Consider the following 15669-nt stretch of genomic DNA (forward strand, 5'->3'; position numbering starts at 1 on the left):
TATAGGTAGCGTTTTTCCTTTTAACGTATATTTATAAAAAGGAGAATCAGCCATGTTAATTATAGGATTTGGAAAGCTTGCAAAAATGATAGTGAATGGCCATCCGGATAAACCGCTTCCGGTATACAACAGAACAAAACAGCACGTGGAAGAAAATACAAATGCTTATTACGCACCGCCTGAATCGTTCGCCGAGTATATGAATGTGATAGTAGCACTCCCGGAAAAAGCTACGTTATCTTTTTTGGAAACACATATTCATGAATTTCCTAAACAGGCGGCTGTTTACATTACATCCACATCGATCCGCACGGAAGAAATAGCCGAACGGTATCCGGATTACAAAATGGTGCCGGCAAAGTTTGCCGGGCATGCGCTCCAATCCAATCTGGAAAAGAGTGGAGGAACATTTGTAGTGCCGGCAGCCTTTCCCAGGGAAAAAGAATATATTGAAAAATGGCTTCAGGAAGCTTTTCACGTGATACATGGAGAGGAAACAGAGGTGCTCGAAGCCAATCAGACAGCGGTGGAGGAGACAGTAGATCTTATTTTGCGGCTGGAAAAGCAGCTTAAAGCTAAAGGGATCCCAGAGCCGGTCAGAACGGCCGTTCTGCAGCAGATTCCAGCCGGGGTGATTCATGCGCATATCCGCGGAGAACATGGAGGTTTTGTACAGAAAATCTGGAAACAGAAGGAGGCGCAGCATGAGGATTGATAAACTCCTGGCCCATACAGGATACGGCACGAGAAAAGAAGTAAAAAAGTTAGTAAAGCAGGGAGCCGTTGAGGCAGACGGCAAAAAGATAAAAAGCTTTTCTGCGCAGGTGAATCCGGATAAGGACGTCATTACGGTGAAAGGGGAAACCGTAGAGTACAGGGAATTTGTGTATCTGATGATGAATAAACCACAGGGCGTGATCTCGGCAACGGAAGATGACATGCATGAGACGGTTGTTAACATATTGGAATTTGATGACGTGGTCCGGCAGCCTTTTCCCGTAGGACGGCTTGATAAAGATACAGAAGGCCTTCTGATTTTGACTAATGATGGTAAGTTTGCCCACGGCATCACTTCTCCCAAAAAGCATGTCCCTAAAGTATATGAAGCTGTGCTGGATCAAACCATTACAGAGGAAGACAAAAAACAGTTTGCAGAAGGCATTATCCTGGACGATGGATACCAAACAAAGCCAGCCGGCCTGGAGCAGGTGGACAGTGAAAAAATGCTGGTGCATATTACGATTTCAGAAGGGAAGTTTCATCAGGTGAAAAGAATGTGCCATGCTGTCGGTAAAGAAGTGCTGTTTTTGAAGAGAATTCAAATTGGCGGCATTATGCTGGATCCTAAACTGGAACCCGGGGAATACAGAGATTTACGGGAAGAAGAAATAGAGGAACTGCAGAATTCATAACAGACAGCAACCCTCCGGCTGCGCGCTGGAGGGTTGTGTGCTTTACAATCAGTTGGGGATAAAAGCAGCTTTCGGTATATCAGGATGCTTTAACGCGCTTTCGGGTAGTTGCCCACTTTCCTCTAGAAGGACTGTGAACAAGGTCATTATACTCCAAAACATTTAAATCTCTCTGAATCGTCCGCTGTGTGATTCCGAACTCGTCAACCAATTCTGTCGTTGTCACTGTCCCTTTCTGCTTAATATAAATATAGATGGACTTTACTCGTGTGATCATACGGTCGGTTGAAGTTCTCAAAAAACCACTCCTTATCCATGATTTATAAAGCGCTGTGTATAGGGGCTGCTTTACGTAATAGATCGATGGGTTGTGGGTCTACTCGTATAAATAGAGTGTATGCAATAGACAAATGGTAGTATATGTTTACAAAAAATAGCACCCTTTACTCTCTTATTGTACAATAATTCAGAACCTTTTCCAATTTTCTAAATAAAACTCCATATAATCTTAATATATGGAGTCTTTTTACCTATCATTTACTCAAATTCAAATAAATCGGTGCTCAAATACCGTTCTCCGGTATCGCAGGCAATCGCAATGACGATCTCACCAGGAGAAAGGGTTTTTGCTTTTTCCAACGCGGTATAGCAGGCCGCGCCCGATGAGGGCCCAACGAGAATCCCTTCTTCTTTGGCCAGTCTTCTTGTGATATGATAAGCATCTTCATCGGTAACCGTATCGATACGGCTGTATACGTTCTGATTGAGTATCGGTGGAATAAACCCGGGACTCGTACCGACGAGCTTGTGCGGACCTGGTTTTCCTCCTGAAAGAACCGGTGAGCCAAACGGCTCAACAACAAGAACCTCAAGATCAGGATAAAATTCTTTTAATTTTTCACCGGTGCCGGTAATGGTGCCGCCGGTTCCGGAAGCAGCGACAAAAGAGGCGAGCGGCCGGCCGATTTCTTCCACTGCCGCCTTGATTTCCAACGCGGTAGTCAGGCGGTGGGCGTCCGGATTAGCTTCATTTTCAAACTGCATAGGCATATAGGCATTGGGAATTTCGTTTACAAGTTCATGGGCACGTTCAATAGCCCCGGGCATTTTTTTGTCTCCTGGTGTCAGCTCCACCTTTGCACCATAAGCCTTCAACAGGTTAATTCGTTCAAGCGACATCGTATCAGGCATAACTAAAATAGACTGGTAACCCCGGGCTGATGCAGTCATAGCGAGTCCGATGCCGGTATTACCGGATGTTGGTTCAATGATAACGGTATCCTTATGAATAAGACCCTGCTCTTCCGCGGTTTTAATCATATTTAAAGCTGCACGGTCTTTTACACTTCCGCTTGGATTCTGGTATTCCAATTTTAAATATACATCAGCGCCGGCCGGATCAGGCAGCCTGTTTAATTTAACGAGTGGCGTGTTTCCTATTAATTCTGATACATTGTTTACAACAAGCATGCAATCCCTGCTTTCTACACATTATTATCAAGATTCCAATAGAATTTTACCATATCGTAAAGAGGTGTCCCACTAAATGGCTTTATTTCGCGTTATTCTGCATATTGCCGTCTTGTTTCTATTTTTCGGTGCGGGCTCTCTGCTTCAGCAATGGCTTCAGCTGCCTGTACCGGGAAGCATACTTGGCATGATTCTTTTATTTCTGGCACTTTCAGCACGTCTTATCGATCCACGCTGGATACAGGAAGGAACGGCATTGGTTCTTCGGAATATGCCGCTTATTTTTCTCCCGGTTACTGTTGGTATCATGCAGTACTATTCGTTGTTTACGGGATCGGGTATATGGCTTGTAGGTATAACGCTTGCGAGCACCTTTATCGTAATGGCTCTTACAGGTGTTACCGCGCAGCAGTTGATGGGGAGGAAACAAAAACATGAATGATGTGATCACTGCTGTAATAATGATCCTTTTGACAATAGGAATGTATTTAGCAGCAAAGAAACTGTATAAACGCTTTCCTTCCCCCTTTACCCTTCCTGTCCTGATAGGAACGGTGCTTATTATCATCGTGCTGGAAGCGGGAAATGTGACGTATACGGTGTATATGGAAGGGGGCCGGTGGATTGAATATTTCCTTGGACCGGCCGTCGTTGCCCTGGCGTATCCGCTGTACAGTCAAAGAGAAGTGCTGAAGCGCTATTTAATTCCCATTCTCTGCAGCTCCGCTGTAGGGGCGGCAGCAGGAACAGCTTCCGGTTGGGGTCTGTCTATATTGGTAACAAAGGAGCAGGAGCTGCTTGCTTCTGTTCTGCCTAAATCCGTCACGGCACCGATTGCGATGAATGTAGCTGAATCTTTGGAAGGAATACCGGCCCTTGCGGCGGTATTTGTAATGATTGCCGGCATCGGCGGCGTCATGATGGCGCCGTATGTAACCCGATGGTTTCATATTACCCATCCGTTTGCCAAAGGAATGGCATTGGGAAGCGGAGCTCACGCTATCGGAACCGCTAAAGCGCTTGAAAACAGCGAAGAAGAAGGGGCAGCCAGTTCTGTTGCCATGACTGTCAGTGCGATTATCGTTTCTATTATCGCACCTTTACTCGCTTTTCTCGTTTTTTAAATAAGCAGGTGGAAGATTGTGTATACTATATATAAGAGAGGAGGGCGATTATGGCCCAGCTTTTAAAACTATCTGACTATGCTTCACGGTATGAGCTCGATATGTATCATTATTCCAGCCAGTTTTCCAGGTTTAAACAGGAGCGCTGGAAAAAAATGAAGACGGCCTGGCTTGAAGCCAATACTTCTTCTATAAATGAAACGCCGGGGGAACCGGATGTGGTGGAAGAGGAATGGTTTGAACCAAAACCCAGCTTCTTTAGACGGACAATTTTAAAGAAACGCCTCCGGGCGGCTGAACAACCTGCTTTACTGGAAAAAACATCCCCGGCCCAGGACAAACTGGCTTTTTACCGTGGAAAAACGAAAGAACAGCTTATTGAAGCGTTTTACGAAGAATTATTTCAATCCCAGCTGCGCTGGGCAAGCTCTTCTCTACTGGAAGAGTCGACTATCGCACCAGCACTGCGTTACAATCAGCATCTGAAATATTTCTTAAGGGAATGGCCGGATAATTTCTTTGTCTTATTCCGTCCTGTTTTTTATATAAAAAATGCTCCAGTAGAATTGGATATTATCGTGATAACCCCAACAGAAATCATCTGCATGCTTCTGTTGGAAGGAAAGATGAACAGCGTATTCGATACATCAACTGGAAGATTCTGGAATGAGTATGCAGAAGGAAAGATTACAAAAACCCTTAACCCTGCCATCCCGATGCAGCGTATGAGCAGCATGGCGGCAACTATTATGGAAGCCGATGGGATTGAGCTGCCAATTAGAAAAGAAATAATTGCTCCCGGTTCGATTATTGACCGCAAAGGGTATGCCGGAACGGCTGAATTAATAGACAAACAGACGCTCCCGACCTGGCTGGAAGCAAAAAAAAGAAACCCGGCTCCTGTAAAGCTCGCTCAGATTCAGGCAGCAGAAGCTCTTTTTAAACATACGTCCACGCAATCCCGCCTGAAAAACCGGCCGCCCTCTAATTAGTAAAAGAGGACGGCCGATTTATCATATTTATGGAAATACAATGGTTTTATTCTGGTTTACGAGAACTTTGTCTTCCGTGTGCCATTTCACCGCACGGGCGAGAGCTAGTTTCTCTGCATTTCTGCCAGCTACTTTTAGTTCCTTAACAGAATAGCGGTGGTTTACGCGCAGAACATCCTGCTCAACAATTGGGCCTTCGTCCAAATCATTCGTTACATAATGGGCAGTGGCCCCAATTAGTTTAACGCCACGGTCAAACGCTTTCTGGTAGGGATTGGCGCCAATAAACGCCGGCAGGAAAGAATGATGAATGTTAATGATTTTATTTTCAAGCGATTCTACAAAGGATTCGCTGAGAATCTGCATGTAGCGGGCGAGAACCACTACATCGATACGATGGGAATCGATTAACTTTAAAGCTTCAGACTCTGCAGACTGTTTATTCTTTTTATCAACAGGTATATGATAAAAAGAAATACCATAGCTTTCCGCGACATCTTTCATTGTTTCATGATTGCTGATGATGAGGGGGATTTCCGCATCCAGTTCACCGGAGCGCCAGCGCCATAACAGCTCAAGGAGACAGTGATCCTCTTTTGAGACAAAGATGGCTATTCTCTTTTTTATTTGTGCATCTTCGAGGCGCCAGTCCATCTGAAATGAGGAAGCGACAGCGGAAAAAGCTGCCCGAAGCTCCTGTACAGACGCTTTCTGATTTGTATCAAGTTCGATACGCATAAAAAACATGCCGTTTTCCGGATCGGTCGTATACTGATCCGACTGCACGATATTAGCGCCCTGTGAAAAGAAAAAATCCGATACAGCGGCAACAATGCCGGGCTGGTCGGCGCAGGAAATAAGAAGCCGTGCTCTATGCTGAGATGATTTACTCATAAATATCCTCCTGTTTGCTGGAACTGCATTTTTATAATGGAACGGATAATACTATATCACTCTTTCTTTAGAAAAAAAAGATTACAACATGAGGAGCAAAAGAAGATGAATGCATCTGCTGCGGTAGAAAGTAACACGATCAGAGCCAGTATGAATGATATGCAGACCGTTACGGTTATTCCCACGTCAGGTATTAATAACGAAACACTGTATCTTATACAAGAGCCTGGGAAACAAAAGCTTGAAATAGAAAAAGTGGAAACTGTAGAAGAACGGACGACACTTTATCTGGCAGAAGAGCTTGAAGCGGGCACGAGGTACCGGATTGTATCAGAAGAAGAAGAGCTGGATATTCCGGTGGAAACCGGAGAAAGTCCAAGGTCACCGGCGTTCGAAGAAAAATACTATTACGATGGGGGGGACCTCGGTGTTTTTTGTGAAAAAAACAGAACCAGTTTCGCCGTCTGGACTCCAGTAGCAGAAGAGGCATATATTCTGCTGGTAAATATGGAAAACACGGATATTGTACTTGAAAGGCTTCCGATGAAACGAACCGAAAAAGGGGTGTTTCGTTTTTCTACTATCCGCTCTCTGCACGAAGCCGCATATCAGTACGAAGTGCTGATTAACGGGGAGTATAAACGGACGGTGGATCCGTATGCAATATCGTCCACGGTAAACGGCCGGGCTTCCGTCGTCGTGGACACTGAAAAACTGGAGTTCGGGAAGCCGGTTTCGCTTCCCGCTTTTTCGAGTCCGGTCGATGCCGTTATTTACGAAGTGCACATGAGAGACTTCAGCGCTCATTACAACAGCGGAATGTACCAAAAAGGAAAATACGGTGCCTGGACAAACATGGGAAAAAATAGAGAGGCGGTTTCTCCCGGGCTGGCCTATATTAAAGATTTAGGGGTCACACATGTGCAGATTCTGCCGCTGCACGATTTCGGCAGTGTAGATGAAGAAGAGTATCCGCCTGCCTACAACTGGGGATATGATCCGATTCACCATTTTGTGCCGGAAGGAAGCTACGCAGGGGACCCTCTTGATCCGATGGCAAAGGTTAAAGAATGCTGGCAGTTTATAAACCACCTTCATGCCCATGGCTTACGGCTTGTGCTGGACGTTGTATACAACCATTTTTATGATGAAGAAACATCGCCGCTGTCCATTCTCGTTCCGGGCTATTATTTCCGGTATACCGAGACAGGAGAATTATCGAATGGGACCGGAGTTGGAAATGATACAGCGTCTGAACGTGGAATGATGCGCAAATATATACTGGACAGTCTGAAGCATTGGATGGATTTCTACCACGTAGATGGATTCCGATTTGACCTTATGGGCATTCATGACATTGAAACTGTACGTCAGGCAAAGGCACTTGTATCTGCCCGCAAAAAAGACAGTTTGTTCTACGGAGAAGGCTGGGATCTCGATACGAGCCTCCCGCCGGAACAGAGAGCCACGCATCATCACGCGGGAGAGCTTCCGGACGTCGGCTTTTTCAATGACGGGCTGCGGGACTTTTCCAAAGGAAGCCATATGGATCTGGCGACTCCCGGGTTTGTAAATGGGGCAGGAGAAAATGCCGCGGAGCTTCCTTTTTACTTGAGCGGTTCGGTATTGGAAGAGATGGAACAGGGCCCGTTGTTCGAGTCACCTCTGCAGTCAATCAATTATGTGGAATGCCATGATAATTATACGCTTTGGGATCAGCTGGTTCAGACTAGGCCCGAGCTTGAAAAAGAAGACATTAAACGCATGCACAAACTGGCTTCTGCTCTCGTCATTCTCTCGCAGGGCGTGCCCTTTCTTCATGCGGGCCAGGAGTTTTACCGGACGAAATTTGAAGTGGAAAACAGTTATAAATCGCCTATCTGGATCAACCAGCTGGATTGGGAGCAGAAAGACCGCAACCTGGATACGGTGATTTTCACGAAAAATCTGCTGGACATTCGAAAGAAGTATGCCGTTCTCCGGCTTGATAATAAGGAAGACATCCGCAATGCCTTTGATGTGCTGTCCGCAGAGAATGGCTGTACGGCAGTGAAATGGGAAAACGAGGAAGAAGAGCTGCGGCTGTTTTTTAATGCCTCCCCGTTTGAACAAACCCTTCCGCTGGAAGAAGCGAAAACGTTTCATATGATCGTTGACGGAGATAGAGCTTCTTTGATACCATTAAGAACGATTCGCTCTAATAGGATAACGATACCGCCGTTAAGCACCGTTGTTCTTGCTGTGCACGTATAAAATAAGCCTTTACAGGCGAATAAATAATAAAGGATTCCATTATGAAAAACTCAGATGACACAAACAAAACGAGAGTGAATATATTGGAATTTCAATTAGGAGACGGATGGAACGTAAAGCCGGCAGGAGGATCAAGCGGAGAAGCCTATATTGCCTGGCTGGGTGAACGGAAAATTTTTCTAAAAAGAAATTCCTCTCCTTTTCTGGCTGTTCTTTCTGCGGAAGGCATTGTTCCGAAGCTTCTGTGGACAAAGCGTCTGGAGAATGGGGATGTTATTACAGCACAGAAGTGGGTTAACAGCAGAGAACTGCGTGCCAAAGACATGGGAGAACCACAGGTGGCGGAGCTTCTTTCAAAAATTCATTCATCGGCAGAGCTTCTCGATATGTTTCAGAGAATCGGCAATAAGCCGAGAACGCCGGAACTTATCGTGGAAGAGCTGGAAAGCAGCTACGAAAATCTCGGGGAAAAACATCCGGCGATGACAGATGCCCTCTATTATTTGAAAGAGGAGCTTCAGTATGTATATCCGGCTAAAATGGTCGTATGCCACGGAGATATGAATCATAATAACTGGATCGTCAACAGCCGGGGGGACCTTTATCTTATAGACTGGGACAGCGCTTCGGTAAGAGACCCCGCCTATGATATCGGCCTGCTGCTGCATGAATATATTCCCGAAAAAGAATGGACCACCTGGCTTGATCATTACGGGTTATCTTTGACAGAAACCCTGAAAACGAAAATGAACTGGTATGTTGTTTCGCATGCGTTTCAGCAGGCAGTGGAACATCAGCGGAAAAATGATCTGCTGACTGCTTCGCAGTGGGTAACCTATTTACAGACTGCTTCTTTTAAAACAACCGCAGAAAAAAAGCGGGAACAATAATGAAATCTATGCCTCTCTGGTTCTCAGAGGGGCATATTTTCCAGAATCATACATAAGGAGGAACAACAATGAAAAATGGTGTAATTTGTTTAGGAGAAGCACTTATTGACTTTATTCCCGCAGACAGCAGCAATTCTCAATTTATTAGAAGCCCGGGCGGCGCTCCGGCCAACGTTGCAGTTGGTTTGGCGAAAATGGGGATCGATTCCTATTTTGCCGGTAAGCTTGGAGACGATGTAATGGGAAGGTTTTTATTTGACACACTGCAAAATTTCGGAGTTAAAACAGATATGATTTCTTTTACAAAGCAAACCAAAACGGGTGTCGTGTTTGTTACGAACAGCAGCGATGGAGAAAGAGCGTTTGACTTTTATATTAACCCGGCTGCCGATCAGCTGCTAGAAGAAGCAGATATTAAGCAAGACCTGTTTGAACAGGCGTCTGTCCTGCATTACGGCTCTATTTCACTAATAGGGGAGAGCACCCGTCGTGCGACGTATAAAGCGGTGGATACCGCGAAAGAAAAGCAGATGCTGCTTTCGTTTGATCCCAACATCCGACCAGCCTTATGGCCGTCGATAGAAGAAGCCGTCGAGCGGATTAAGGATATGCTGCCTAAAGCAGATATTGTTAAAGTCTCGGAAGAAGAGCTGGAGCTGATCAGTGGGGAATCAGGAGAAGACAAGGCGCTTCAACAAATGCAGGCGTATACTATCCCGGTTCTTATTATTACAAAAGGGGAGCTTGGCAGCACGCTTGTAGTAGGAGAAGAAAAATGGGATATTCCCGCTGAAAAAGTACATGCGGTAGATACGACTGGAGCAGGGGATGCCTATGTCTCCGGGCTGCTCAGTGCCATCATTGAAAAGGGCCGCCCTATTGAACAATTATCAAAAGGAGAATGGCTGGATATCGCTCATGCGGCAAGTGTGTCAGGGGGACTGGCAGCTTCCGTCAAAGGAGCCATGGCGGCCCTTCCAACAAAAGAAGACGTCAACAGCCGAAAATAAATAAACAAGGAGTATGCTATGAGATTACGATACAAGCCGTGGGCTTCAGATTATATTAACGAAAACAAAAAGTATGTAAAACTGGCTGAAGATGCGCCTGCGGGCAGCTGGAAAAAAGAATTTGGAGAAGATCGACCGCTCCATGTGGAAGTAGGGACCGGCAAAGGTAAATTTTTGAATGACATGAGCCTTGCCAACCCGGATATTTCCTATGTTGGTGTAGAAGTCTACGATAGTGTTCTTGTAACCGGTGTACAGCGGGCCGTAGAAGAAGAGCCGGATAATTTATGCTTTATAAACGGCGATGTTTTTTTTTTGGAGGACATGTTTGCCGAAAACGAAGTAGATCAGCTGTATATTAACTTTACGGACCCATGGCCGAAAAAAAGACATGAAAAGCGAAGACTTACCTATTCTTTGTTTTTAGAGCTGTATAAAAAAGTGCTGAAACCAGATGGTTTGCTTCAATTTAAAACCGATAACCAGGGGCTTTTTGAGTATTCATTGGAAAGCATGAGCCAATTTGGCATGAAGCTGGAAACAGTGAGGCTTGACCTGCATCATAGTGAAGAGGCAGAAGGAAACATTATGACAGAATATGAAGCGAAATTTTCTGAAAAAGGACAGCCGATTTATATGGTACGTGCCCGTTTTCAATAGATAAGAGGGGCTCCGGCCTCTCTTTAATGATATACTAAATAATGTTAGCGGTTACATAAAAAGAGAGGGGACAGCCATATGGATACACTTCGTATTGGAGATTACACATTAACCTGGCTCCGCGGCGGCGTGACGCATCTGGATGGAGGGGCTATGTTCGGGGTCGTTCCGAAAGCCTTATGGTCAAAGAAATATCCAGTGAATGAAAACAATCAGATTGAATTAAGATCCGATCCTATACTCATCCAGGGACACGGAAAAAATATCCTGCTCGAAGCAGGGCTCGGCAATGGCAGATTTAACGAAAAACAAATGAAAAATCTTGGCATAACCGAAGAATCTTTTGTAGAAGAAGATCTAAAGTCTCTTGGACTGGAGCCGGAAGACATTGATGATGTATTAATGACCCATATGCATTTTGATCACTGTGCAGGACTGGTAAAATGGGAGAATGAAAAGGAAGTACCATCTTTTACAAAAGCTGCGGTTCATATTTCACGGACCGAGTGGAAGGAACTGACGAATCCCAATATCCGTTCTAAAAGCACGTACTGGGAAAACAACTGGAAGCCAATTGAGCATCAGGTGAAGCTGTTTGATACAGAACTGGAGCTGCTGCCGGGGCTTAAGCTTCAGTGGACGGGCGGACACAGCGCAGGCATCAGTCTGCTGACGATTGAACAGGAAGACGATATGCTGATTCATATGGCTGATAACATGGGTACTCATGCCCACCAGAATGTACTGTGGGTTATGGCTTATGATGATTATCCAATGGATTCGATCGCCGTTAAACAGAAATATATGGATATAGGCTACAATAATGAAGCGTGGTTTACCTTTTATCATGACTACAAGTACCGGGCTATCCAATACGACAGCAGCGGCCAGCCGAAACAAACGATAGAAAAAGGGAATGAATGAACGGACGCCGGCAGAAGCTCCCGTCTGATAATTCTTTCTAAAACAGCCGATTGGCTGTTCTTTTTTTTTGTTTTATCGTGGCTGTTTTTGAATGAAAATGAAGGATAATCAAAAATAATTGTCTTTTTTTGATTAATTATGATTGATTTTGAATGAAAGTGATGCTATTATCTTTTTAAGAGATCATTAATTCATGCGGAGGATCAAAAAGTAAACGCTTACTTTTTGAAAGATGCATGCAAAGGAGAGAAGGAGATGCTGCACGCTCAGAGAAAAGAAGCGATCATTCAGGAATTAAAGCTCAAAGAAGTCGTGTCTATTCAGGACCTGGTGGATAAAACGGGTGCTTCGGAGTCAACGATAAGAAGAGATTTAAACGACCTTGAATCAGATAACTTCATCAAGCGGGTGCATGGCGGCGCTTCTTTATCCCGACAAAAAATATATGAACCGACGATCGCAGAAAAAGAAGCCGCGAACCAGCCGGAAAAATACAAAATTGCTGAATGGGCCGGCTCGATGATAAAAGAAAAGGAAAGTATATTTCTCGATGCTGGAACGACGACGCTCGCACTCATCCCTTTTCTCGAAAACAAGCAGGTGACCGTTGTAACAAATGGCATTACCCACGTTCCGCTGCTTTTACAGCATAATATTCGAACGTATGTGACAGGCGGCCTTGCCAAGCCGGGAACAGCAGCACTTGCAGGCGAAAAAGCAGCCTCTTCCTTGAAGGAATTTCGATTTGATACAGCGTTTTTAGGCATCAACGGTATTCATCCTTATTATGGGTATTCCACGCCGGATCCCGATGAAGCCCTGGTCAAAAACACAGCCATTTCTTACTCCACGAGATCAGTGATTATTGCAGATCATTCAAAGATATACGATGTTTCTTTTGCAAACGTAGGAAAACTCTCAGACGCCCAGATTGTCACCAGCAGCTATGCAAATAAGGATCAGCTCAGAAAAATTCAGCAGGAAACTAGAGTAAAGGTAGTGGAAATATGATTTATACAGTTACGCTTAACCCCGCAGTCGATTATGTAATCGAAGTTCCACATTTTAAAGAAGGAAGCGTCAACCGGACAAGCCGGGAATGGAAGTATCCCGGCGGCAAAGGAATTAATGTGTCAAGGGTGCTCCAGAGAATGGGGGCACCGAGCAGAGCGCTCGGGTTTGTCGGCGGCTTTACCGGTGGGTATATTGAGACGACTCTGGCTGAAGAAGATATTGCGTCTGAATTTATTCAGGTAGAGGGAGACACCCGTATTAATATTAAAATCAGCGGGGACACAGAATCCGAAATCAACGGAGCCTCTCCTGACATTTCAGAACGAAACAAAAAAGAGCTGGAAGCACAGCTTGCCGGATTAACCTCTGAGGATAGTGTCGTCCTGGCAGGCAGCGTTCCGGCCAGCCTCCCAAAAACAATTTACAAAGAGATGATCACTTTACTAAAAGAGAGAAATATTACCTGCTACCTGGATACGAGTGGAGAAGCTCTGAAGGAAGCATTACAAGCAGGGCCCGATTTTGTAAAGCCGAACCATCACGAGCTGGCGGAGTTATATAACGCGGAAGTGGAAACGATGGAACAGGCGATTTATTATGGCAGCAGGCTTAGAGAAGACTTCGGCGTGAATCACGTTGTGATCTCGATGGCAGGAGAAGGGGCTTTGTATCTGCATGACGGAGGCCGCCTTGTTGCAAAGGTACCGCCCAGAAAACCGCTTAATTCGGTAGGGGCTGGTGATTCACTTGTAGCGGGATTCATTTATGAACACCAGAAACAGAGCATGCCGGAAGACATTATCTCTTTTGCGGTTGCCACAGGAAGTGCTACTGCATTTTCAGAAACATTCTGTACAAAAGAGCAGGTGGAAGAGCTTCTGAAGCAGATGGAGTGTACCACGGTATAACATAAAGTAATTTGGAGGGGTGAAAGGTTATGAAAATTACAGAACTATTAAAGAAAGACACGATTATTCTTGATCTGCGGTCTACAGAAAAAAGCGGAGTCATTGATGAGTTAGTGCAAAAACTTGATGATGCAGGCCGACTGAGCGACAAAGACCGTTACCGTGAAGCTATTTTAACAAGAGAAAGCGAAAGCACGACCGGAATCGGGGAAGGCATTGCTATCCCGCACGCGAAAACAAGCGCCGTGCAGACGCCTTCTATCGCTTTTGGACGTTCGAAAGGCGGCACGGATTATGAATCCCTGGATGGCCAGCCGGCCCATTTAGTATTTATGATCGCTGCAAGCGAAGGAGCAAATGAAAGCCACCTGCAGACACTTTCCAGGCTTTCCACTTTATTAATGGATGAAGGCTTCCGGGAAACACTGCTTGAGGCATCCAGTGAAGAAGAAATTCTGGCAGCTGTAGATCAGAAAGAAAAGGAAAAGCTTGGAGAAGCCGAAGCAGAAGAAACGGCTCAGGCGTCCTCAGCAGGCAATGCGGCAGATGCTTCCGTACCGACATATCTGGCGGTAACTGCGTGTCCGACAGGCATCGCCCACACGTATATGGCAGCTGATTCCCTAAAAGCAAAAGCAAAAGAGATGGACATGCGCTTGAAAGTAGAAACAAACGGCTCGGACGGTGTGAAAAACCGCCTGACGGCTGAAGATATTGCCAACGCCGATGCGATTATTGTAGCGGCCGATACAAAAGTCGAAATGGACCGCTTTGATGGAAAACCCGTCATTTCCGTACCGGTAGCAGATGGTATCCGCAAGCCGGAGCAGCTACTCACTCGTGCCAAACAAAAAGACGCTTCCATCCACAGGTCATCCGGATCTGATGTGAAATCAGAAAACACCGGTGAAAAACGAGGCGTAATCAATACCATTTATCGTCACTTAATGAATGGTGTGTCGAACATGCTTCCATTTGTTGTCGGCGGTGGTATTTTGATCGCTATCTCCTTCTTATGGGGCATTGAGCCGGAGAACACCTTTGCTGTAGCTCTGAACGCTATCGGCGGCCAGTTTGCCTTTGGACTCTTTATTGCCGTACTTGCCGGGTTTATCGCGATGAGCATTGCCGATCGTCCAGGTTTTGCTCCAGGTATGATTGCCGGGTTTATGGCAACGCAGGGAGTCGGGGAAGATCCGGTAACAGCTGGATTTCTCGGTGGATTAATTGCTGGTTTCCTTGCCGGTTACATGGCTCTTGGGGTTAAGAAAGCTCTTGCCGGCCTTCCTAGAGTCTTTGACGGCATCAAAACGATCTTGTTCTATCCTGTTCTAAACATTATGATTACTGGTTTGATTATGTACTTTATCATTATCCCTCCTGTCGCCACCCTGAACCTATTCCTTCAGGATTGGCTCGGCGGACTGGGCACAGGAAATATTATTCTGCTCGGTATTCTGCTTGGTGGCATGATGGCAGTCGATATGGGCGGACCGATCAACAAAGCAGCCTTTACGTTTGGTATTGCCATGATCACAGCCGGTAACTTCGCACCCCATGCAGCCGTAATGGCTGGAGGCATGGTGCCGCCACTTGGAATTGCGCTCGCTACTACATTCTTTAAAAATCGTTTCACAGAAGAGCAGAGAGATGCAGGTGTCTCCAACTATCTGATGGGCGGGTTCTTTATCACAGAAGGTGCCATTCCATTTGCTGCAGCAGACCCGGCCCGGGTTATTCCGGCAGCCGTGATTGGTTCGGCTACAGCCGGCGGTTTGGCAATGTTCTTTAATTCAGAACTTCTGGCTCCGCACGGCGGCTTTATCGTATTCTTCCTGAATGCGGTACAAGGCAGCGGTCCATGGCTGTATGCCCTGTCGATCTTAATTGGTTCTGTAGTTACTATGATTTTGCTTGCCATTCTTAAAAAACCTATACGTGCATAAGAAAAAAGGGGCTTCCGATAAGGGAGCCCTTTTTTTAGATGGTCGAGAAATCACTCCATCAAGTATATCTATACAGGATCTGAATTCTTTAGAACGTCTGTCAACAATGAAGCAAAAAACAGGGGGGAGACTCCTGCAGAACAGCCATCGGCGAAGATAAAGAGGACGATTT

The 15669-nt window shown here is 45.6% G+C and carries 16 protein-coding genes; 13 read left to right on the top strand and 3 right to left on the bottom strand.

The features are described from left to right. The first annotated feature begins 52 nt into the window (after positions 1-52). A complete protein-coding gene (locus AC5W2J_RS08400) occupies positions 53-715 on the top strand; it encodes a hypothetical protein (protein ID WP_496059029.1) in 663 nt (220 codons plus the stop codon). After that, positions 705-1412 carry a pseudouridine synthase gene (locus AC5W2J_RS08405; protein WP_496059030.1) on the top strand — a complete coding sequence of 236 codons (708 nt, stop codon included), beginning with the start codon at positions 705-707 and terminating at the stop codon, positions 1410-1412. The genes AC5W2J_RS08400 and AC5W2J_RS08405 overlap by 11 nt, the downstream gene beginning before the upstream one ends. Positions 1413-1491: 79 nt before the next feature. On the opposite strand, the gene AC5W2J_RS08410 is transcribed toward AC5W2J_RS08405, so the two are convergent. Together AC5W2J_RS08410 and cysK are read right to left on the bottom strand one after the other, a co-directional pair. Then, positions 1492-1710: a DeoR family transcriptional regulator gene (locus AC5W2J_RS08410; protein WP_252314551.1), complete on the bottom strand. Its 219-nt coding sequence runs from the start codon at positions 1708-1710 to the stop codon at positions 1492-1494. Between the two features lie 239 nt (positions 1711-1949). After that, positions 1950-2882 carry a cysteine synthase A gene (cysK, locus tag AC5W2J_RS08415; RefSeq protein ID WP_496059031.1) on the bottom strand — a complete coding sequence of 311 codons (933 nt, stop codon included), beginning with the start codon at positions 2880-2882 and terminating at the stop codon, positions 1950-1952. A 76-nt stretch (positions 2883-2958) separates the two neighbouring features. On the opposite strand from cysK, the gene AC5W2J_RS08420 reads away from it, so the two are divergent. From AC5W2J_RS08420 to AC5W2J_RS08430, 3 genes are read left to right on the top strand one after another with little or no spacing between them, the layout of a single operon-like run. Beyond that, a complete protein-coding gene (locus AC5W2J_RS08420) occupies positions 2959-3324 on the top strand; it encodes a CidA/LrgA family protein (RefSeq protein ID WP_496059032.1) in 366 nt (121 codons plus the stop codon). Further along, positions 3317-4006, top strand: coding sequence for an LrgB family protein (locus AC5W2J_RS08425; RefSeq protein ID WP_496059033.1), 690 nt, complete (start codon positions 3317-3319; stop codon positions 4004-4006). Before AC5W2J_RS08420 ends, AC5W2J_RS08425 begins: the two co-directional genes overlap by 8 nt. Before the next feature lie 50 nt (positions 4007-4056). Beyond that, positions 4057-4998 carry an NERD domain-containing protein gene (locus AC5W2J_RS08430; RefSeq protein ID WP_496059034.1) on the top strand — a complete coding sequence of 314 codons (942 nt, stop codon included), beginning with the start codon at positions 4057-4059 and terminating at the stop codon, positions 4996-4998. Positions 4999-5025: 27 nt separating this feature from the next. Here the strand turns inward: AC5W2J_RS08430 and purU are convergent, their stop codons facing one another. Continuing rightward, positions 5026-5892, bottom strand: a complete 867-nt coding sequence (gene purU / locus AC5W2J_RS08435; RefSeq protein WP_496059035.1) for a formyltetrahydrofolate deformylase — start codon at positions 5890-5892, stop codon at positions 5026-5028. A gap of 105 nt (positions 5893-5997) precedes the next feature. On the opposite strand from purU, the gene pulA reads away from it, so the two are divergent. The 8 genes from pulA to AC5W2J_RS08475 all read left to right on the top strand — a co-directional run bounded on the left by pulA (position 5998) and on the right by AC5W2J_RS08475 (position 15497). After that, complete coding sequence (gene pulA, locus AC5W2J_RS08440) at positions 5998-8145, top strand: type I pullulanase (protein ID WP_496059036.1); 2148 nt, start codon at positions 5998-6000, stop codon at positions 8143-8145. Between the two features lie 41 nt (positions 8146-8186). Beyond that, a complete protein-coding gene (locus tag AC5W2J_RS08445) occupies positions 8187-9035 on the top strand; it encodes a phosphotransferase (RefSeq protein WP_496059037.1) in 849 nt (282 codons plus the stop codon). Between the two features lie 68 nt (positions 9036-9103). After that, positions 9104-10045 carry a carbohydrate kinase family protein gene (locus tag AC5W2J_RS08450; protein WP_496059038.1) on the top strand — a complete coding sequence of 314 codons (942 nt, stop codon included), beginning with the start codon at positions 9104-9106 and terminating at the stop codon, positions 10043-10045. Between the two features lie 18 nt (positions 10046-10063). Next, complete coding sequence (gene trmB, locus AC5W2J_RS08455) at positions 10064-10705, top strand: tRNA (guanosine(46)-N7)-methyltransferase TrmB (RefSeq protein ID WP_496059039.1); 642 nt, start codon at positions 10064-10066, stop codon at positions 10703-10705. A gap of 78 nt (positions 10706-10783) precedes the next feature. Beyond that, on the top strand, positions 10784-11629 hold the full coding sequence (locus AC5W2J_RS08460; protein WP_496059040.1) for a YtnP family quorum-quenching lactonase: 846 nt from the start codon (positions 10784-10786) through the stop codon (positions 11627-11629). Between the two features lie 255 nt (positions 11630-11884). Next, the gene (locus AC5W2J_RS08465; protein ID WP_496059041.1) at positions 11885-12640 is read left to right on the top strand and encodes a DeoR/GlpR family DNA-binding transcription regulator; all 756 of its coding nucleotides are present in this window, start codon (positions 11885-11887) and stop codon (positions 12638-12640) included. Beyond that, positions 12637-13551 (top strand): 1-phosphofructokinase, encoded by a 915-nt coding sequence (gene pfkB / locus AC5W2J_RS08470; RefSeq protein ID WP_496059042.1) that lies wholly within the window; start codon positions 12637-12639, stop codon positions 13549-13551. Before AC5W2J_RS08465 ends, pfkB begins: the two co-directional genes overlap by 4 nt. A 29-nt stretch (positions 13552-13580) precedes the next feature. Then, positions 13581-15497, top strand: a complete 1917-nt coding sequence (locus AC5W2J_RS08475; RefSeq protein ID WP_496059043.1) for a PTS fructose transporter subunit IIABC — start codon at positions 13581-13583, stop codon at positions 15495-15497. The last annotated feature ends 172 nt before the right edge of the window (positions 15498-15669 follow it).

The organism is Sinobaca sp. SA16-1 (assembly GCF_059510515.1).

What these genes read in the sequence shown, in the direction of transcription:
- AC5W2J_RS08400 (WP_496059029.1), top strand. Translation starts at nt 53, where the DNA reads ATGTTAATTATAGGATTTGGAAAGCTTGCAAAAATGATAGTGAATGGC.
- AC5W2J_RS08405 (WP_496059030.1), top strand. Translation starts at nt 705, where the DNA reads ATGAGGATTGATAAACTCCTGGCCCATACAGGATACGGCACGAGAAAA.
- cysK (WP_496059031.1), bottom strand. Translation starts at nt 2,882, where the DNA reads ATGCTTGTTGTAAACAATGTATCAGAATTAATAGGAAACACGCCACTC.
- AC5W2J_RS08420 (WP_496059032.1), top strand. Translation starts at nt 2,959, where the DNA reads ATGGCTTTATTTCGCGTTATTCTGCATATTGCCGTCTTGTTTCTATTT.
- AC5W2J_RS08425 (WP_496059033.1), top strand. Translation starts at nt 3,317, where the DNA reads ATGAATGATGTGATCACTGCTGTAATAATGATCCTTTTGACAATAGGA.
- AC5W2J_RS08430 (WP_496059034.1), top strand. Translation starts at nt 4,057, where the DNA reads ATGGCCCAGCTTTTAAAACTATCTGACTATGCTTCACGGTATGAGCTC.
- purU (WP_496059035.1), bottom strand. Translation starts at nt 5,892, where the DNA reads ATGAGTAAATCATCTCAGCATAGAGCACGGCTTCTTATTTCCTGCGCC.
- pulA (WP_496059036.1), top strand. Translation starts at nt 5,998, where the DNA reads ATGAATGCATCTGCTGCGGTAGAAAGTAACACGATCAGAGCCAGTATG.
- AC5W2J_RS08445 (WP_496059037.1), top strand. Translation starts at nt 8,187, where the DNA reads ATGAAAAACTCAGATGACACAAACAAAACGAGAGTGAATATATTGGAA.
- AC5W2J_RS08450 (WP_496059038.1), top strand. Translation starts at nt 9,104, where the DNA reads ATGAAAAATGGTGTAATTTGTTTAGGAGAAGCACTTATTGACTTTATT.
- trmB (WP_496059039.1), top strand. Translation starts at nt 10,064, where the DNA reads ATGAGATTACGATACAAGCCGTGGGCTTCAGATTATATTAACGAAAAC.
- AC5W2J_RS08460 (WP_496059040.1), top strand. Translation starts at nt 10,784, where the DNA reads ATGGATACACTTCGTATTGGAGATTACACATTAACCTGGCTCCGCGGC.
- AC5W2J_RS08465 (WP_496059041.1), top strand. Translation starts at nt 11,885, where the DNA reads ATGCTGCACGCTCAGAGAAAAGAAGCGATCATTCAGGAATTAAAGCTC.
- pfkB (WP_496059042.1), top strand. Translation starts at nt 12,637, where the DNA reads ATGATTTATACAGTTACGCTTAACCCCGCAGTCGATTATGTAATCGAA.
- AC5W2J_RS08475 (WP_496059043.1), top strand. Translation starts at nt 13,581, where the DNA reads ATGAAAATTACAGAACTATTAAAGAAAGACACGATTATTCTTGATCTG.